A 16,516-nucleotide genomic window follows, 5' to 3' on the forward strand; every position below is an offset into this window, starting at 1 on the left:
AGTGGAAAATATTAATTTCTTTATTGTTTTTATAGAGGGAATCTTATCAATTTTCTCGCCGTGTATATTACCAATACTACCTATATACTTAAGTATGTTATCTAATAGTAGTGTAGAGGATATAAGGGATTCTAATTTTAAAAGTGGTGTTTTAATAAGAAACACATTATTCTTTACTTTAGGAATATCAACTACATTTTTTATATTAGGTTCATCAATAAGTGCTTTAAGCTCATTCTTTAATACTAATAAGAATATTATAATGATTTTAGGTGGAGTTATTATATTATTTATGGGCTTATTTTATTTAGGTGTAATAAATTTAAATATATTAAATAGAGAAAAAAGATTGAATTTTAAATATAAAAATATGTCACCGTTATCAGCCTTTGTGTTAGGATTTACATTTAGTTTTGGATGGACACCATGTATAGGGCCTATATTAGCATCAGTACTTGTAATGGCATCAAGTTCAAAAAATTTATTAATGTCTAACTTATTAATACTAGTTTATACAATTGGTTTTATATTACCATTTATAATAGCATCATTATTCTATGGTAAATTATTTAAAAAGTTCGATGGAATAAAGAAACATATGGACTTAATTAAGAAGATAAGTGGAATTTTTATCATAATAGCTGGTTTAATAATGCTTGTAGGTGGAATAAGAAATATGAATAATGAGATAAAGATTAATAATAACCCTCAGATAAATAAGAGCGAAAGTGCAAATAAAGATAGTAAAAATGAAAGTGACAATAAGAAGCAAGAAGAGGGAAATAAAATTCCTCCAATAGATTTTACTTTATATGATCAGTATGGGAATAAACATACTCTTAGTGAATATAAAGGAAAAACTATATTCTTAAATTTCTGGGCAACTTGGTGCCCTCCATGTAGAGGAGAAATGCCTTATATAGATGAGCTTTACAAAGAATACAATGAAAATAAAGATGATGTTGTAATTCTTGGAGTAGCTTCACCTAATTTAGGAAGAGAAGGTTCAGAGGAACATATAAAGAATTTCTTGAAAGAAGAAAATCATGTTTTCCCAGTTGTACTTGATGAAAATGGAGCTATGGTTTATCAATATGGAATAAATGCTTTCCCATCAACTTTCATTATAAATAAGGAAGGATATATAACTAAATATATTCCAGGTGCAATGACAAAGGAAACCATGAAAACTTTAATTGAAAGTGAAAGATAACAATGGGATTATTACAGTATTATTAAGTTTCAAGTTTGCTTTATTGAACTTAGAATCTTATTTGGATATCTTAATTAATTTATTGTTATTAAATCTTAAGATAATTATATAAAAGAGATTAAATCTCATATGGAAATAGGATTTATAAGAGTTTAAGTAATTTCTTATATCCTAAAGAATTATATTTAGATAGTTAGTTAAAAATATTAAGAATTTATAGTTATACAAATTTAAAATTTTCATATCAATATTTCATTTAAAAGTACTGTATCAAAACAATTTAATAAAACCTATATATTATGATAATAAAAATTTTTTAATACTAATTTATAGGTTTTATAATTGAGTTTTGGTACAGTTTTTTATTATACTTAAATAAAGATTAATTATAATAAATTGATCGTAAGCTTAGTAATAGTGCTAAAAAATCATCTTTAACTAAACGGGTATAATAAAATGGTTTTAAGATGGTTAAATAATTAAAAGGTTAATAGTTTTATTTATAAAGAGAGGATATGAGGTTAGATGGACAAAAATTTAAAAGATTTTAATGGTATTAAAGGAACAGAGGACAACTTAACTGGAATAGCTAAAGCAAATTTTAATACTGAACATGGAATTAGAAATTTAGTAATTTGGGGAAAAGAAGTAGATGAAAATTCTTATTTATCTCTAGGAATTTTAAAAAGATTTCATAAATATTATGGCACTGATAATTCAGAAATAAAATTTGAAAAAGTATTATCTGATAGATTTGATGAAGAGGTTTTCAATAAGAATAATGCTAATTTAGTTTTAGTTGTAAATAGTATTAATGACTTAATTAGGTTAGAGTGCAATAAATTAAAAGAAGATGAGGAAAATTTAAATCTAATTATAAAAAGATTTGTGAGATTAATAGAGATTGCTCATAAAAATAGGGCGAGAATTATATTTACAACAATACCTCCATTTAGTGGTGAAAATAAAAATTTAGAGTATGTAAGAAATGAAATAAACTCTTGGATTAAAAAGAGTACATTTTTAGATGGATATTTAGATTTAGACAAAATTGTTGAAAAGAGACTAGATGTTTCTAAATATAAGAAAGAGATTAATTATGATAAAGAATTAGAAGAATATATGGTAGAAAATATTTCTTTAGATTATATTGTAGAAAGACTTAAACCTTTTGAGCTTGACCACATGAGCCAAAGCGATTTAATAAAAGCCATGAATGAGAATTCAAAATTTATTAATGAAGATGGTGTTGATATTTTAGTTAAGCCAATACCAGATCCAGTTGAAGGGACAAGAATAGATAGAAGAATTAAATATTTTGATGAGTATAAAAGACCTAAAAGATCAGGAAATCCTTATGTATTTGCAGGGGAAGCAGTTGGAGATATGAGAGATAATATGGGATTATTAAATTTAAATCTCTGCAAAAGTAATATATTGATGAGTAAAGAAAATATAAATGGAGTTAATTGCAGAGTTTATAAGAAAGAAGGATTAAAAGAAAATTTACCATGCATAGTTTATATACATGGAGGTGCCTTTATTGGAGGAAGCTTAGATGTTTCTGAAAATCCTTGTAAACTTATAGCTGAGGGAATTAATGGGATTGTAATAAGCGTTGATTATTCCTTGGCACCAGAAAAGCCATATCCTCTAGGATTAAATGATTGTAGAAAAGTTGTTGAATATATTGAAGAAAATAATTTTTTATATGGAATAGATAAAAATAAAATAGGAATAGTAGGGGAAAGTGCAGGAGCTAATTTAGCAACAATTGTGGCTAATGAAAATTCAAATATAAAGTTTCAAGGGCTTGTATATCCTGTAGTTACTTTTGTAGAGAAAAATCCATTTTTTAATTGGGATATAGATTTATATGAGAATCCATATAATGAAGAAAAAATATATAATTTTATTAATTCTTTAAGAAATTGTGAGGATTTAGTACAAAGACTTTACATACAAAGAGAGTTAGATCCTAGAAGAGAAGATTTATCACCGATATTTAATAAAAATCTTTCAAAGGCTAAAAAAACATTAATTGCAGTTTCTGAATATGATTATTTAAGAGTACAGGGAGAAGCTTATGGTAAGCTTATTCATAAAGCAGGAGTAGAAACAAAAATAATAAGATATGAAGGGGTAAATCATGCGTTTTTAGATAACCTTGGAATATACCCTCAAGCAGAAGATACAATAAATGAAATTGTAAAAGAGTTTCTAGATACTATAGGAAATAAATTTTAATTGAAGTTATAAAAATAATGTGTGTATTAAAAGGCTACAAGAAAACTTATAGTGGTTTGTGGATTATTAAAGACTATTAATAAGTTTTGTTTGCTAAGCTTTTAATATACACTTTTTTATTATTAGAATTATATTGTAAACTAAGATGGTTATTTTTATCTAATAGTATAGAGAATTTTAAAGGATTATAAATGATTTTGTTTTAAAGTATAATATTAAATTTAAATAATATAGATAGAAATTATATTAAAGCTGCATAAATAACAAGGAATGAATTAACTTTAAAAAGCAACTTTGAAAAAAATAGTAAATAGTCAAAATTTAAAGTTATTACCTAAAATTTCAAGAGTATTCAGTCTGAAAAGGCTATTTTATGGTAAAAAAGAATTATGAATACGTTTTCTAAAAGGGGTATAATTAAATTGTAACAATTAATTCAATTAACGAAGGGGATGAGAAAAATGATATCATTTTTATTATCATTAGTATTATTAATTGTGGGCTACTTTACTTATGGAAAATTTGTGGACAAGACCTTTGGTACAAATGATTCAATTGAAACACCTGCTGAGTCTATGGCAGATGGAGTAGACTATGTACCAATGAGTTGGCCAAGAATTTTTTTAATTCAGTTTCTTAATATTGCTGGGCTTGGACCTATATTTGGAGCCATAGCTGGAGCATTATGGGGACCTGTAGCATTTTTATGGATAGTTTTTGGATGTATATTCGCAGGAGCTGTTCATGACTATTTCACAGGAGTTTTATCTATAAGAAATAAAGGGGTATCAGTTGCTGAACTTGTAGGTAAATATCTTGGAGAAATACCAAGAAAAATAATGGTTATATTTTCTGTAGTATTATTAATTTTAGTTGGGGTAGTTTTCTTAACAGGCCCAGCAGATCTTTTAAAAACTTTAACAGGAATAGACAGAGATATATTTATAGTTATTATAGTAGTATATTATATAGCAGCCACTGTTTTACCAGTAGATAAGGTTATAGGAAAAATTTATCCTATATTTGGACTTTGCCTTTTAATAATGGCTGTAGGAATAGGTGCTGGAATTGTAATTGAAGGATATAATATTCCAGAAATTCAATTAGCAAACTTCCATCCAGAAGGAACACCAATATTCCCATTCTTATTTATAACAATAGCTTGTGGAGCTATATCTGGATTCCATGCTACACAATCACCTATTATGGCTAGATGTGTAAAAAAAGAATCAGAGGCAAGAAAAGTATTCTATGGTGCAATGATTGCAGAGGGAGTTATAGCCTTGGTTTGGGCAGCGGCAGCTATGTCCTTCTTTGGTGATACAAATGGATTACAAGAAATTTTAAAAGCTGGAGGACCAGCCACTGTAGTTAATACTATTTCTAATACAGTAATGGGAAAAGTAGGTGCCGTATTAGCAATATTAGGGGTAGTAGCTTGTCCTATATCTTCAGGCGATACAGCTTTCAGAAGTGCTAGACTTACAATTGCTGATGCTTTTAAACTTAAACAAGATAAGGTTATTGATAGATTTAAGATAGCCATACCACTATTTGTTGTGGGTATAGCATTAACTTTTATTGATTTTGGCATAATATGGAGATATTTCTCATGGTCAAATCAAACTTTAGCAATGATAATGCTTTGGGCAGCATCTGCTTATATGTTAAAAGCTCATAATAATTATTGGATAACCTTAGTGCCAGCAGTTTTCATGTCAGCAGTTACTTGTTCATATATATTACAAGCTCCTGAAGGATTTAGATTAAATGCAACATTTTCTAATATAGCAGGTGTGGTATTTGCCTTAGTTCTTTTTGGAATTTTCATTAAGTATTGTAAAAAAGAAAATAATGAAAATTGTGAGATTGTAGAAATTGAGGAAGTAGAAGAGGTGATTAAAAATAAATAAGACACCAAACAATTAAATATATTATAATTCTACAAATAATAAGAACAAATTCAGCTAATATTTACATATTGTATATTAAGAGATTTTTAGATTAATTTCTTAAATATATAGTATAGAGGAGATATTTGAAATGGGTTATCAAAATTATAAATGTAGAAGAGACTATCATGACAATAATGAATATGATTGTTGTCACATGAAATATCATTGTGAGAAATGCTGTGATGAAGAAAGACAGACACATGTTCATGAATATGGAGAAAGCGTAAAATTGGCTGAAGAAGGAGATGATAGGCATAATCATCGTGTTGCAGGTGTTACAGGTGAAGTTATACCAATAAATGGTGGAACAAATCATATTCATAAGATTAATAATGACAAGACAGATTTTCTTGATCATTTTCACAGAATATGTATTTTTACTGGTCCTGCAATTCCAATACCAGGCACTAATAAACATGTTCATTTAGTAGTTGGAAGAACTAGTATTAATGATGGACATTTTCATGAATTTCTTTTTACAACACAAATTAATGCACCTTTAGTATAATAGCTATTGAAATAGATAAATATTTATTGCGTTTAAGAATATAATTATCTATTTAGTTGATTTGTGGTAAAGTAAATAATAAAACTAAGAGGGGATTATGAAAAAACTCATAATTCCCTCTATTATTTTGAATTTGTATTAGAATTATATAAATAAATATAGTATTATAAGGGAAATGAAATTAAATTAATGGAGTAAAGATTATGTCATTAGAAAAGAATTTTGAAAAAGAGCTTATTAAGAAATGTGAAATAGCAGAGACAGAGTGTGGTTGTCCTCAAAAAAGACTTTTATTAACAATAGAGAAGTTTGGTGGAGTGAGAACAGTTCAAGAAATTTTACGTAAAGGTAGAGTTTCAGATGGTTTTGATAAATTACAAAAGGCAAATCGTTTAGATCTTACCATGGAAGCTACTATTGTTGAAAGTAAATACAACGAACTTTTCACTGATGATGAAGTAAATAGTTGCCATGAGCTTCTTTGTGAGTATGGATATTACAGATAAATAAAGAACATATAGAAATTAGTTGAGACTATAGAAAGTTTTGTTTTATGGAAAGCTTACTATAGTCTCAATTATTTTGAATATATTTTAGCTACTCATTTGATTTATACCATTAATTATTTGGACAAGCTCCTCTGGAGATTCAGGAAGATCATTTTCTAACCAGGTTTCAATGATTGAAATACACCCTCCAACAGAATATCTCATATAGTAATTAGCAATGGTTTTATTTATTAAATTATGATTATTAAATAGCTTCATTACATCTATTTGATCTGCAATATTTAAAATACGATTTAATATACTACTATCCCTCTGATTGCAAAATAGAACTTTGCACAAATCTTTATTTTCTTTAATTAATTCAAGTACCTTAAGAAGCAGTAAACTATTATATTCTTCTATAGGAATTTCTTTTATATATTTTAAAATTTGATGGAATAACTCGTCTTCCATAGACTGAAATAAGTCAAAGGCATCCTTATAGTGAGTATAAAATGTTCCCCTATTAATATCAGCTTTTTTACAAATATCAGTAACAGTAACTTGATGAATTTCTCTAGTTTTAAGAAGTTCTATTAAACTTTCCTTAATAACCTTCTTAGTATATAAAGTTCTACGATTTCCACTAACACCAGCCATATATACCTCTCCTTTTAACATCTCATTTATATAATACCAATATATTTCCTTTAGTTTATATATTTTAAAAAGTTATTGATTTTAAAGAAATTTTTAGACTTACGTAATTTTTAAAAGAGTGTTTACTATATATTAAAACTTGTCTTTAAGCTAAATTTGAAAATAAATTTTACCTTAAAACATAATTTAGATAATTTAATGTTAAATGTTATTAAATCAACAAATTAATTTTAAATGTACATTTAATAACGTTAAGAAATTATGTGATTATTGTTTAGCATATTTTCTTAACTTATACTATTTATTATAAAATTAAACGAACAAAGTGTCTATTTAATAACTTTGAGTATATAGTAAATTTTTTATGATGTAATTGTTAGTTTAGGGAGGAATAAGATGGCATATATAGATGTGATAGATGTTCACAAGAGATATAAAATTGGGGAAAACATAGTTGTTGCTAATAATGGAATTAATTTTTCTATTGATAAGGGAGAATTTGTTGTTATTTTAGGACCAAGTGGAGCAGGAAAATCAACTACTCTTAATATTTTAGGGGGAATGGATAGCTGTGATGAGGGAAAAATAATAATTGATGAAACTGATATATCTAAATTTAGTAATAGAGAGCTCACTAAGTATAGAAGATATGATGTTGGATTTGTATTTCAGTTTTATAATTTAGTACAAAACTTAACTGCAAAGGAAAATGTGGAACTTGCCACTCAAATTTCAAATAATGCCTTAGATGTTGAGAAAACTTTAGAGTTAGTTGGACTTGGGCACAGAAAAGATAACTTTCCAGCACAATTATCTGGTGGAGAGCAACAAAGGGTTTCTATTGCGAGAGCTATTGCAAAAAATCCAAAACTTTTACTTTGTGATGAGCCAACAGGAGCTTTAGATTATAGTACAGGTAAGCAAATTTTAAAAATACTTCAAGATACATGTAGAAAGATAGGAACTACGGTAATAATAATAACTCATAACTCAGCAATAGCACCTATGGCTGACAAGGTTATTAAGATTAATGATGCAAAAGTTAGAAGTATTGAGATTAATTCTAATCCAATCTCAGTTGAAGAAATAGAGTGGTAGGAGTGAATAGTTTTAGATGAAGGCATATAAAAAGTCCATAGTAAGAGAAATTCTATCATCAAAAGCCAGATTCTTTTCTATAATGGTAATTATATTTTTAGGGGTTGCCTTTTATTCTGGAATAAAATCAGCAGGCCCAGATATGAATAAAACCATAAATAAGTTTTATAATAGTGAAAATCTTATGGATAGCAAGATTATTTCAACTTTAGGATTAAGCGATAAAGATTTGGATTTACTTAAGAATAATCCTAAGATTTTAGCTTATTATGGTACTCATAGTATAGATGCAAACTTAACTAATATGAGCAATGTGGTTAAGTTTATGGAGTATGATGGAAAGAACAATATAAATAATTTAGTTGTATTAGAAGGTAAGTTACCAGAAAAAAGTGGTGAAATAGCTTTAGATGAAAGAGCTTTTAAACTTAATAAAAACTTAAAAATCGGTGATGATTTTATAATTGATACTGATGAAAATACAATGAAGAACTTTAAAGAAAGTAAGTTTAAAATCGTTGGGATTGTAAAAAGTCCAATGTATATTGAAAAAGAGTCAAGAGGATCAACCACTGTTGGAAAAGGAACTATTGATTACTTTGGTGTATTAAATAGCAATGATATAAATATGGATGCTTACACTGAAATATATGTAAGATTTAAGAATGTACAAGGTCTTGATGCTTATGGAGATGAGTACAAGGAATTAATGGAAGAGAATAATAAATATCTTGAAGATTTATATTCTAATAGAGAAGTAGAAAGAGTTGAAGAGATAAAAGGGGAAGCCAAAAAAGAGTTTAATAAGGCTTATGAAGAGTTAAATGAAAATGAAAAGTTACTTTTAGATAAGGAAAAAGAATTACAAAAAGGAAAAGAGCAATTAGCAGAAGGGAAAAAACAATATAGTGATAAAAAGCTAGAGTTTGAAAAGGGAATTAAAGAAGGAGAAGCCAATATTCTAAAGGGTGAAAAGCAATTAGAAGAAGGGCAGGCTGAAATTAAAAATCAAAAGTCTAATATAGAAGAGGGCGAAGAAAAGTTAAATGATGCAAAAACTACCCTTGATAATAGTAGACAAGAATTTTTAAACCAGGGAATTAATCCAGAGGAAAGTACAAATGGATTAAAGGAGAAAATAGAAAATTTAAAAAGTTTATCTAAAACAATGACTTCTCTATCTAATGATATAAAAAATACAGTTAATAATCTTTCAGAAAATGAAAAAATACCAGCTGAAAAGATTCAGTACTGGAAAGGTATAGTAGCTAACTTAGGATTAAATGAGTTAGGTGGAGCAATAGAGGGCTTAGAAAAAAATCCAGAAAATAAAAATATTGCTTTAGGACTTTCAGATTCTTTAGATAAAAGTGTTAAGTCAATTAATGATAATACTTCAAAATTACAAGTATTGTTAGATGGAATAACTAAATATCAAGAGGGAAAAAATCAGTATGAAACTCAAGTGGCTGTATTTAATACAGGTAAAAGTAAACTTTATGAAGCTGAAAAACAATTAGAAAAGGGTAAGGCAGAATTAGCTGAGGGAAAAAAATCTCTTGAGAAAGGAAAAGCTAAAGGAGAAAGAGAACTTCAAAAGGCAAAGAAGAAGTTAGATGAATCAGAAGAAAAGTTAAAAGAGGGCCAAAAAGCAATAGAAGAAAATAAGGAAAAACTAGCAGAAGGAAGAAAAGAAATTGAAGAAAAAGAAAAATCAACATTAAATGATTTGAATGAATGTAATTACTACGTATTTGATAGAACTGATAATCCAGGATATTCAGGATACAAGGATTCTATTAATAGTTTAGATAGTATTGCATCAGTATTACCTGTGTTTTTCTTTATAGTGGCAGTCTTAATTTGTTTAACAACAATGACAAGAATGGTAGAGGAGAAGAGAATAGAAATAGGTACTATGAAGGCTTTAGGATATGGAGATTTTGAAATTTCCTTAAAGTTTGTAATATATGCAGCCTTAGCAAGTATTCTAGGATGTCTACTTGGAATATTAGTTGGAAGCAACATTCTTCCTAAAATAATAAGCAATGCTTATACAAGTGTATATGCTCTTCCTAGTATAGATACTTATTACTATCCATCTTATACAATTCAAGCTTTAGTAATATCAATATTATGTACAGTGGGAGCAGCCTTATTTGTTGTAAGAGTTGAGCTTAAAAATAAGCCATCAAATCTTATGAGACCAAAGGCTCCAAAACTAGGCAAAAAGATATTATTAGAAAGAATTATACCAATTTGGAAGAGATTAAACTTCAATCAAAAGGTAACATTTAGAAATATATTTAGATATAAACAGCGTATGCTTATGACTATCTTTGGCATTGCAGGATGTATGGCACTTCTTGTTACTGGTTTTGGACTTAAGGATTCAAATACTGGAGTGGTTGAAAAGCAATTTGATAAGTTATGGAAATATGAAACTATGGTAGTCTTTGGAGATAATCCTACAGAAACAGAGATTGAAAAATATAATGAAACTTTAAAAGAATTACCTGGATATGAAAATAATTTAAGAATGCACCAAGAATCAGTAACCTTTAGCAAAGAAGGAATGAATAAGCAAACAGTTAGTCTATATGTACCTGAAAATAAAGAGGAGCTAGATGAGTTTATACTTTTAAATGATAGAACTTCAGGAGAAAAATATGATATTCCAGATGAGGGTGTTATTATTAATGAAAAGTTAGGAAAACTTTTAGGGGTATCCATTGGAGATACAATAACCTTTAAGGATGAAAATAATAATCCTCATGAGGTGAAAGTAAAGGAGATAGCTGAAAATTACCTTATGCATTCAATGTATATGTCACCAGAATATTATGAAAAAGTCTTTGGGAAGAAGGCTAATTATAATACAGATCTTATAAACTTTGACAAGAGTAAGATCAATGAAGATGAAATATCCTCAAAACTTATGGAATGCAAGGACGTTGTTAATGTAACAATAACATCACAAATAGAAAAGACAACTAAAGAGTCAGCGGCTAACATGAATGTAGTAATGTTAGTAATAATATTATCAGCAGGATCATTAGCTTTTGTAGTTTTATACAATCTAAACAATATAAATGTATCTGAGCGTATAAGAGAACTATCAACCATAAAAGTTCTTGGATTCTTTGATGATGAAGTTACAATGTATATATTAAGAGAAAATATAATCTTAACCTTATTAGGAATATTGGCAGGATCAGCTTTAGGAAAGATTTTACATGCCTTTATAATAAGGACATCAGAAACAGATACTATGATGATGTATCCTAAGATACATATATCAAGTTATATATTCTCAGCTTTAATAACTATACTTTTCACAGTAATAGTTATGATACTTATGCATGTTAAGTTAAGAAAAGTTAATATGATTGATGCACTTAAATCAAATGAATAAAAAAGAAAATGAGATGTATTAAGGTATAAAAATAAAACTTACAAATAGTATTAATATGTTTGTAAGTTTTATTAATGGTTGACTGACTATAAATAGAACATATTAATAATTAAGTGGTAAAAGTTTTGAATAGTATAGTTAAAATTTAAAAGTTAATACAATAAATGTGCAAAAACGCAAGACTTCTAAAAATATGAAATTAATGTTAAAATTATACTGTTAAATGTTTTGATTTTATTAACAAATAAAAGAAAGATTGATAAATAAATATAAAAAAATAATCAGCAATTATGATAAATATGCTGATTATTTTTTATAATATCTTGATTTTATGAGTATAAAAAAACATTTCAAGGATATTGCATTAAGGATGCAATATCCTAAGGAGTTTTAGGAGGAATTTTTATGGGAAATTCAGAGAAATTAAGCAGAAAAGAAAAAAGAGAATTAGTAGAAAATAATTTATTAGCACGAGTTTATGATTTAATTCTAAACGAACAAACTTCTGAAGAAGAACGTAGTAACTTAGTTGAATTTAAAAATGCAGTTGAAAGTGGAAAAGATTTTCAATTAGAAACAATGAAATTAGCAGAGAATTTAAGACAATTAGCACTTCGTAAGTTTAAACATAAAGAAAAACTTAGTGATGAAGTTAGTAAGTTTTATATGGACATTTCTACTACAGGACTATTCGAGAAAAATTTAGCTATTGGTTTGTGTGCAACTAAATTTTGGCTTCAATAAAAGTTTCCATTGGAAGTATAGTTATGTTTAAACTCCCTTTACTTTTTATATCTTATTATGTAAAAAGATATAAAAAGTAAAGGGAGTAAATTTATTTAATATTAAAGTAAAGCTGAGAAGAGTTTTGAAAATGATTCTTTAATTTTCACTGAAGTTCCTCTCTTAAGATACTCTTCCCTAGTCAATTCTTTTGAAATAAGCATGTCCTTTTCAAACTGTTTACGTTGTATTTTTGCTATTTCATCTGAGTATAGCATAGCAATTACTTCAAAGTTTAGTTCAAAGCTTCTTGTATCCATATTGGCAGTTCCTATTGAACATACTTCATCATCTATAACTAAGGTTTTAGAGTGAAGGAAAGCATTCTTGTCATAATGATATATTTTTACTCCAAAGTTTAGTAAATCTCCAGCATATTTTAGATTTGCCCAATAAACAAAGGGGTGATCACCTTTACCCGGTATCATTATTCTTACATCAACTCCAGAAATAGATGCAAGTTTTAAACTGTCAGTTAGACTATCATCTAAAATTAAGTATGGTGATTGTATATAAATATATTTTTTTGCTTTTTGAATCATTTCTAAATATGATAATTTAATTTCATAAAAATTATCAGGGTTAGGTCCACTAGATATTATTTGCATACCACATTTTGAATAATTAGCCATTTTAGAAGGGGCTTGTTCATTTTTATAATCCATTAAGTGGATTAAATCAATATCTTCTTTTGTAGCGTATTTCCAATCAGCCCAAAACCTTAAATCTAAGTCTCTTACTGAGTCACCCATGAATTTTATATGAGTATCTCTCCAGTAACCAAACTTAGGGTCTTTACCTAAATATTCATCTCCAACGTTAAAGCCGCCAACATAGCCTATTTCATTATCTATAACGATTATTTTACGATGATTTCTAAAGTTCATGTTTATGTTTATTAATCTAAGTAGGGAAGGGAAGAATTCACCAACTTTTACACCAGCATCTATTACAGATTGAAGTTTTTTTCTATTGGTAGTTCTACTTCCTACAGAGTCATATAATAATCTTACTTCAACGCCAGCTTTAGCCTTTTCTTTAAGAATATCTAAAATTTTTGAACCAATATCATCATTTTTAAATATGTAAAATTCTATATTTATACTTTTTTGAGCTTTCTTTAAGCTTTCTAAAATATCATTAAATAATTCTTTGCCATCAAAAAATACTTTAGTTTCAACATTATCTCTATAAGGTGAGTATTCCATACTTTCAATAGCTTTAATCATATCAGAATGATTAGATATTTTAAACTTATCATTTGAATTGTTATTTAATTTTTTTATATGTTTATCAAATAAGGTAAGTTCAGATTTTTTCATAATAAAAATATCTTTATTATTAACCTTTCTTCCTAACATTAAAAATAGAATAAGACCTATGTATGGTAATATAAATAAAACTAATGTCCAAGAAATTATACTTTTAGAAGAACGATTTTCTTTAAAAATCATATAAAAAATAGTTAATAAATTTATAATATGAACTAAGTTAGAGAAAAAAGTAAAAATCATAATTAATAAATCCTTTCTATATGTTTTTATTATTTTATAAATTCATTTTAGTTATTTTATTTTTGAATTGAATCTACAAAATTTTTAATATAATCATTATATAAATTATTATTATGGTAGGCAATTTGTTTTTAGCAACAATTAACTTCTATAATATTGAAATTTTTGTATTAATAAGAATTTGAATATATAATATTATATACTATTTTAACAAAATATTTTTAACTAGGGACATATAAATTGATATTTTCTTTAAAGAAGATCTTGTTAAAAATAATATGAGAAAATATATTTAATATTTGATTTATATTATTTATACTATATATTTTTGACTAAGCTATAGAAAAGAAATATAATAAAAGGTAAATTCTCACTGTAGTGGGGAACAAGAGGCTAAAGATAAATAAACTAGTATAATCTATATACTAGATATAAGGAGTAAATACTATGAATTATTGTTTTCAGTGTGGCACTAAATTAATAAATAAACAATGTAATAATGAGGGGGAGGTTCCATATTGTAATAAGTGTGAAATGTTTCGTTTCCCAACATTTAGTTCAGCTATAAGTGCAATTGTTTTAAATCCTGATAAAAATAAAGTGTTACTTATACAACAGTATGGAAGAAAAGATAATATACTTGTAGCAGGATACATTAATAAAGGTGAAAATGCAGAAAAGACCTTAGTAAGAGAAATAAAAGAAGAAACAGGGCTTAATGTTAAAGATTATCAATATATGAAGAGTAGTTATTATGAAAAGACTAATACATTAATGTGCAACTTTATTTGTGTGGTAGATAGTGAAGATTTAAGTCAAATTAATGAGGAAGTTGATAAAGCAGAATGGTTTTCTTTTGAAGAGGCATTAAAAAATATTAAAAGCAAAAGTTTAGCTGAGGAATTTTTAATATATGCCTTCAAAAAGATGAATTACATATAATATTTAAATAACATTAAGAAAGCTGCTGAGTTAGAGAATTCTAAAGAATATATAGAAAAAATGAGAGTATATATCAAAATAATTTTTTATAAAGATTACAAACAATATGAAGAGAATATCTAGATTCTCGTAATATGTTTGTAATCTTTAATTTATATGGTGACTATTTTAATAGAGTTATTTTTGTGTCTATTACTTCTGGTTCTCTCTTAAATAGGAATTCTCCTCTTCTTACAGAGCAGTTAACTCCAACTCTTTCAAGGATTGCATCAAATTCATTTTTAGCATTTAAAACTATGAAGTTAGCATCTTTTCCTACTTCTATACCATATTTATCTTGTATATGAAGAGTTTTAGCACCATTTGTTGTGATTAAATCTAAGGCATTATTAATTTCATCAACAGACATCATATGGCATATATGAATACCAGCATCTAAGATATTCATTAGGTTACCATTTCCTAATGGGTACCATGGGTCTGAAATTGAGTCTTGAGCAAAACAAACATTAATTCCTGCATCATTTAATTCCTTAACTCTTGTAAGACCTCTTCTCTTTGGATAAGTGTCATATCTTCCTTGTAAGTGAATATTTTCTGTTGGACATGATATGAAGTTCATTTTTGATAATTTTAAAAGTTTGAATAATTTAAATGCATAAGCATTATTATATGAACCCATAGCACAAGTATGGCTTGCAGTTGTAAGTTCTCCAATTCCATTTAAATAAGCTTCTGCTGCTAATAATTCAACAAATCTTGATTGGTCATCATCAGTTTCATCACAGTGAACGTCAATTAATTTATTATATTTCATTGCAAGCTCTACAGTTTTCTTAACTGATTTTTCTCCCATTTCTCTTGTGAATTCAAAGTGAGGAATAGCACCAACTACATCAGCACCCATTTTTAAAGCTTCTTCTACTAATTCATCTCCACCTTTATAAGAATACATTCCTTCTTGTGGGAAAGCTATGATTTGAATATCTATAATATCTTTATATTCTTCTTTTAATTCCATAATAGCTTTTAATCCTGTAAATTTAGGATCTGTTACGTCAACATGTGTTCTCATATATTGAGTACCATATAAAATCTCTTTTTTAAGAGCTATTCTTGCACGTTCTTTAATTTCATCTATTGTCATGTTTCCTTTTGTTTCAGACCATCTTTGAATTCCTTCAAAAAGAGTTCCTGTTCCATTATTTGCACCAGGCATACGAGCTGTATATACATAGTCTAAATGAATATGTGGATCAACATAAGGTGGTACAACAAGATCTCCTTTTAAATCATAAGTTTCTACATCTTTATATTTTTCAGAAAGATTTGGACCTATTTCCTTATAAACTCCATTTTCAACAAGTAAATCAACTAGTGTTTCATTTCCTTTTAATCTAGCATTTTTAAATAAAATAGCTTTCATTTAAATAATCTCCCTTCAGTTTTTGGTATTTTACTAAAAAAATTTACTTATATCATTATTAATAAATTGAAATTTCTATTATTTTTAGTAATGACTTGTCAATAAGGAAAGTTTAGCATGAAAGATTTATCTAGTCATTGTATCAAATATACAAGAATAGTTTAAGATTACTGTGCACATAAAGAACATATTTTGGTAAATAGATTTGTATTTTTAGTACATTGTCACCAAAAAATACTCATTGTATACTGAGAGCATAGCAAAATT

Annotated in this window: 12 protein-coding genes; 9 read left to right on the forward strand and 3 right to left on the reverse strand. The window is 27.1% G+C overall.

What is annotated here, in order from left to right; all coding sequences use genetic code 11:
- The first annotated feature begins 1 nt into the window (after position 1).
- From CPF_RS03670 to CPF_RS03690, 5 genes are all read left to right on the forward strand, one after another.
- Complete coding sequence (locus CPF_RS03670; protein ID WP_011590343.1) at positions 2 to 1,213, forward strand: cytochrome c biogenesis protein/redoxin; 1,212 nt, start codon at positions 2 to 4, stop codon at positions 1,211 to 1,213.
- Positions 1,214 to 1,738: 525 nt separating this feature from the next.
- Positions 1,739 to 3,460 carry an alpha/beta hydrolase fold domain-containing protein gene (locus tag CPF_RS03675; protein WP_011590344.1) on the forward strand — a complete coding sequence of 574 codons (1,722 nt, stop codon included), beginning with the start codon at positions 1,739 to 1,741 and terminating at the stop codon, positions 3,458 to 3,460.
- 461 nt (positions 3,461 to 3,921) lie between these two features.
- Positions 3,922 to 5,373, forward strand: a complete 1,452-nt coding sequence (locus CPF_RS03680; protein ID WP_003457086.1) for a carbon starvation CstA family protein — start codon at positions 3,922 to 3,924, stop codon at positions 5,371 to 5,373.
- Between the two features lie 130 nt (positions 5,374 to 5,503).
- Positions 5,504 to 5,923, forward strand: a complete 420-nt coding sequence (locus CPF_RS03685) for a YmaF family protein (protein WP_003456940.1) — start codon at positions 5,504 to 5,506, stop codon at positions 5,921 to 5,923.
- 203 nt (positions 5,924 to 6,126) lie between these two features.
- Positions 6,127 to 6,429: a hypothetical protein gene (locus tag CPF_RS03690; RefSeq protein ID WP_003457097.1), complete on the forward strand. Its 303-nt coding sequence runs from the start codon at positions 6,127 to 6,129 to the stop codon at positions 6,427 to 6,429.
- 87 nt (positions 6,430 to 6,516) lie between these two features.
- On the opposite strand, the gene CPF_RS03695 is transcribed toward CPF_RS03690, so the two are convergent.
- Positions 6,517 to 7,071: a TetR/AcrR family transcriptional regulator gene (locus CPF_RS03695; RefSeq protein ID WP_003457091.1), complete on the reverse strand. Its 555-nt coding sequence runs from the start codon at positions 7,069 to 7,071 to the stop codon at positions 6,517 to 6,519.
- Between the two features lie 396 nt (positions 7,072 to 7,467).
- On the opposite strand from CPF_RS03695, the gene CPF_RS03700 reads away from it, so the two are divergent.
- From CPF_RS03700 to CPF_RS03710, 3 genes are all read left to right on the forward strand, one after another.
- A complete protein-coding gene (locus tag CPF_RS03700) occupies positions 7,468 to 8,169 on the forward strand; it encodes an ABC transporter ATP-binding protein (RefSeq protein WP_003457044.1) in 702 nt (233 codons plus the stop codon).
- Positions 8,170 to 8,185: 16 nt separating this feature from the next.
- Positions 8,186 to 11,584, forward strand: coding sequence for an FtsX-like permease family protein (locus CPF_RS03705; RefSeq protein ID WP_011590345.1), 3,399 nt, complete (start codon positions 8,186 to 8,188; stop codon positions 11,582 to 11,584).
- Between the two features lie 405 nt (positions 11,585 to 11,989).
- Entirely contained in the window at positions 11,990 to 12,328 is a 339-nt protein-coding gene (locus tag CPF_RS03710; RefSeq protein ID WP_011590346.1) for a bacteriocin immunity protein, read from the forward strand.
- Between the two features lie 101 nt (positions 12,329 to 12,429).
- Here CPF_RS03710 and cls read toward each other — a convergent pair whose 3' ends face one another.
- Positions 12,430 to 13,881, reverse strand: coding sequence for a cardiolipin synthase (gene cls / locus CPF_RS03715; RefSeq protein ID WP_011590347.1), 1,452 nt, complete (start codon positions 13,879 to 13,881; stop codon positions 12,430 to 12,432).
- 447 nt (positions 13,882 to 14,328) lie between these two features.
- Between cls and CPF_RS03720 the strand changes: the two genes are divergently transcribed.
- Positions 14,329 to 14,823 (forward strand): NAD(+) diphosphatase, encoded by a 495-nt coding sequence (locus tag CPF_RS03720; RefSeq protein WP_011590348.1) that lies wholly within the window; start codon positions 14,329 to 14,331, stop codon positions 14,821 to 14,823.
- A gap of 163 nt (positions 14,824 to 14,986) precedes the next feature.
- Here CPF_RS03720 and codA read toward each other — a convergent pair whose 3' ends face one another.
- On the reverse strand, positions 14,987 to 16,249 hold the full coding sequence (gene codA / locus CPF_RS03725; protein WP_011590349.1) for a cytosine deaminase: 1,263 nt from the start codon (positions 16,247 to 16,249) through the stop codon (positions 14,987 to 14,989).
- Positions 16,250 to 16,516: the final 267 nt, after the last annotated feature.

Source organism: Clostridium perfringens ATCC 13124, from assembly GCF_000013285.1.
GTDB classification, from domain to species: Bacteria; Bacillota; Clostridia; order Clostridiales; family Clostridiaceae; genus Sarcina; species Sarcina perfringens.

Coding starts and splice junctions, on each gene's coding strand:
- CPF_RS03675 (WP_011590344.1), top strand. CDS start 1,739: ATGGACAAAAATTTAAAAGATTTTAATGGTATTAAAGGAACAGAGGAC.
- CPF_RS03680 (WP_003457086.1), top strand. CDS start 3,922: ATGATATCATTTTTATTATCATTAGTATTATTAATTGTGGGCTACTTT.
- CPF_RS03685 (WP_003456940.1), top strand. CDS start 5,504: ATGGGTTATCAAAATTATAAATGTAGAAGAGACTATCATGACAATAAT.
- CPF_RS03690 (WP_003457097.1), top strand. CDS start 6,127: ATGTCATTAGAAAAGAATTTTGAAAAAGAGCTTATTAAGAAATGTGAA.
- CPF_RS03695 (WP_003457091.1), bottom strand. CDS start 7,071: ATGGCTGGTGTTAGTGGAAATCGTAGAACTTTATATACTAAGAAGGTT.
- CPF_RS03700 (WP_003457044.1), top strand. CDS start 7,468: ATGGCATATATAGATGTGATAGATGTTCACAAGAGATATAAAATTGGG.
- CPF_RS03705 (WP_011590345.1), top strand. CDS start 8,186: ATGAAGGCATATAAAAAGTCCATAGTAAGAGAAATTCTATCATCAAAA.
- CPF_RS03710 (WP_011590346.1), top strand. CDS start 11,990: ATGGGAAATTCAGAGAAATTAAGCAGAAAAGAAAAAAGAGAATTAGTA.
- cls (WP_011590347.1), bottom strand. CDS start 13,881: ATGATTTTTACTTTTTTCTCTAACTTAGTTCATATTATAAATTTATTA.
- CPF_RS03720 (WP_011590348.1), top strand. CDS start 14,329: ATGAATTATTGTTTTCAGTGTGGCACTAAATTAATAAATAAACAATGT.
- codA (WP_011590349.1), bottom strand. CDS start 16,249: ATGAAAGCTATTTTATTTAAAAATGCTAGATTAAAAGGAAATGAAACA.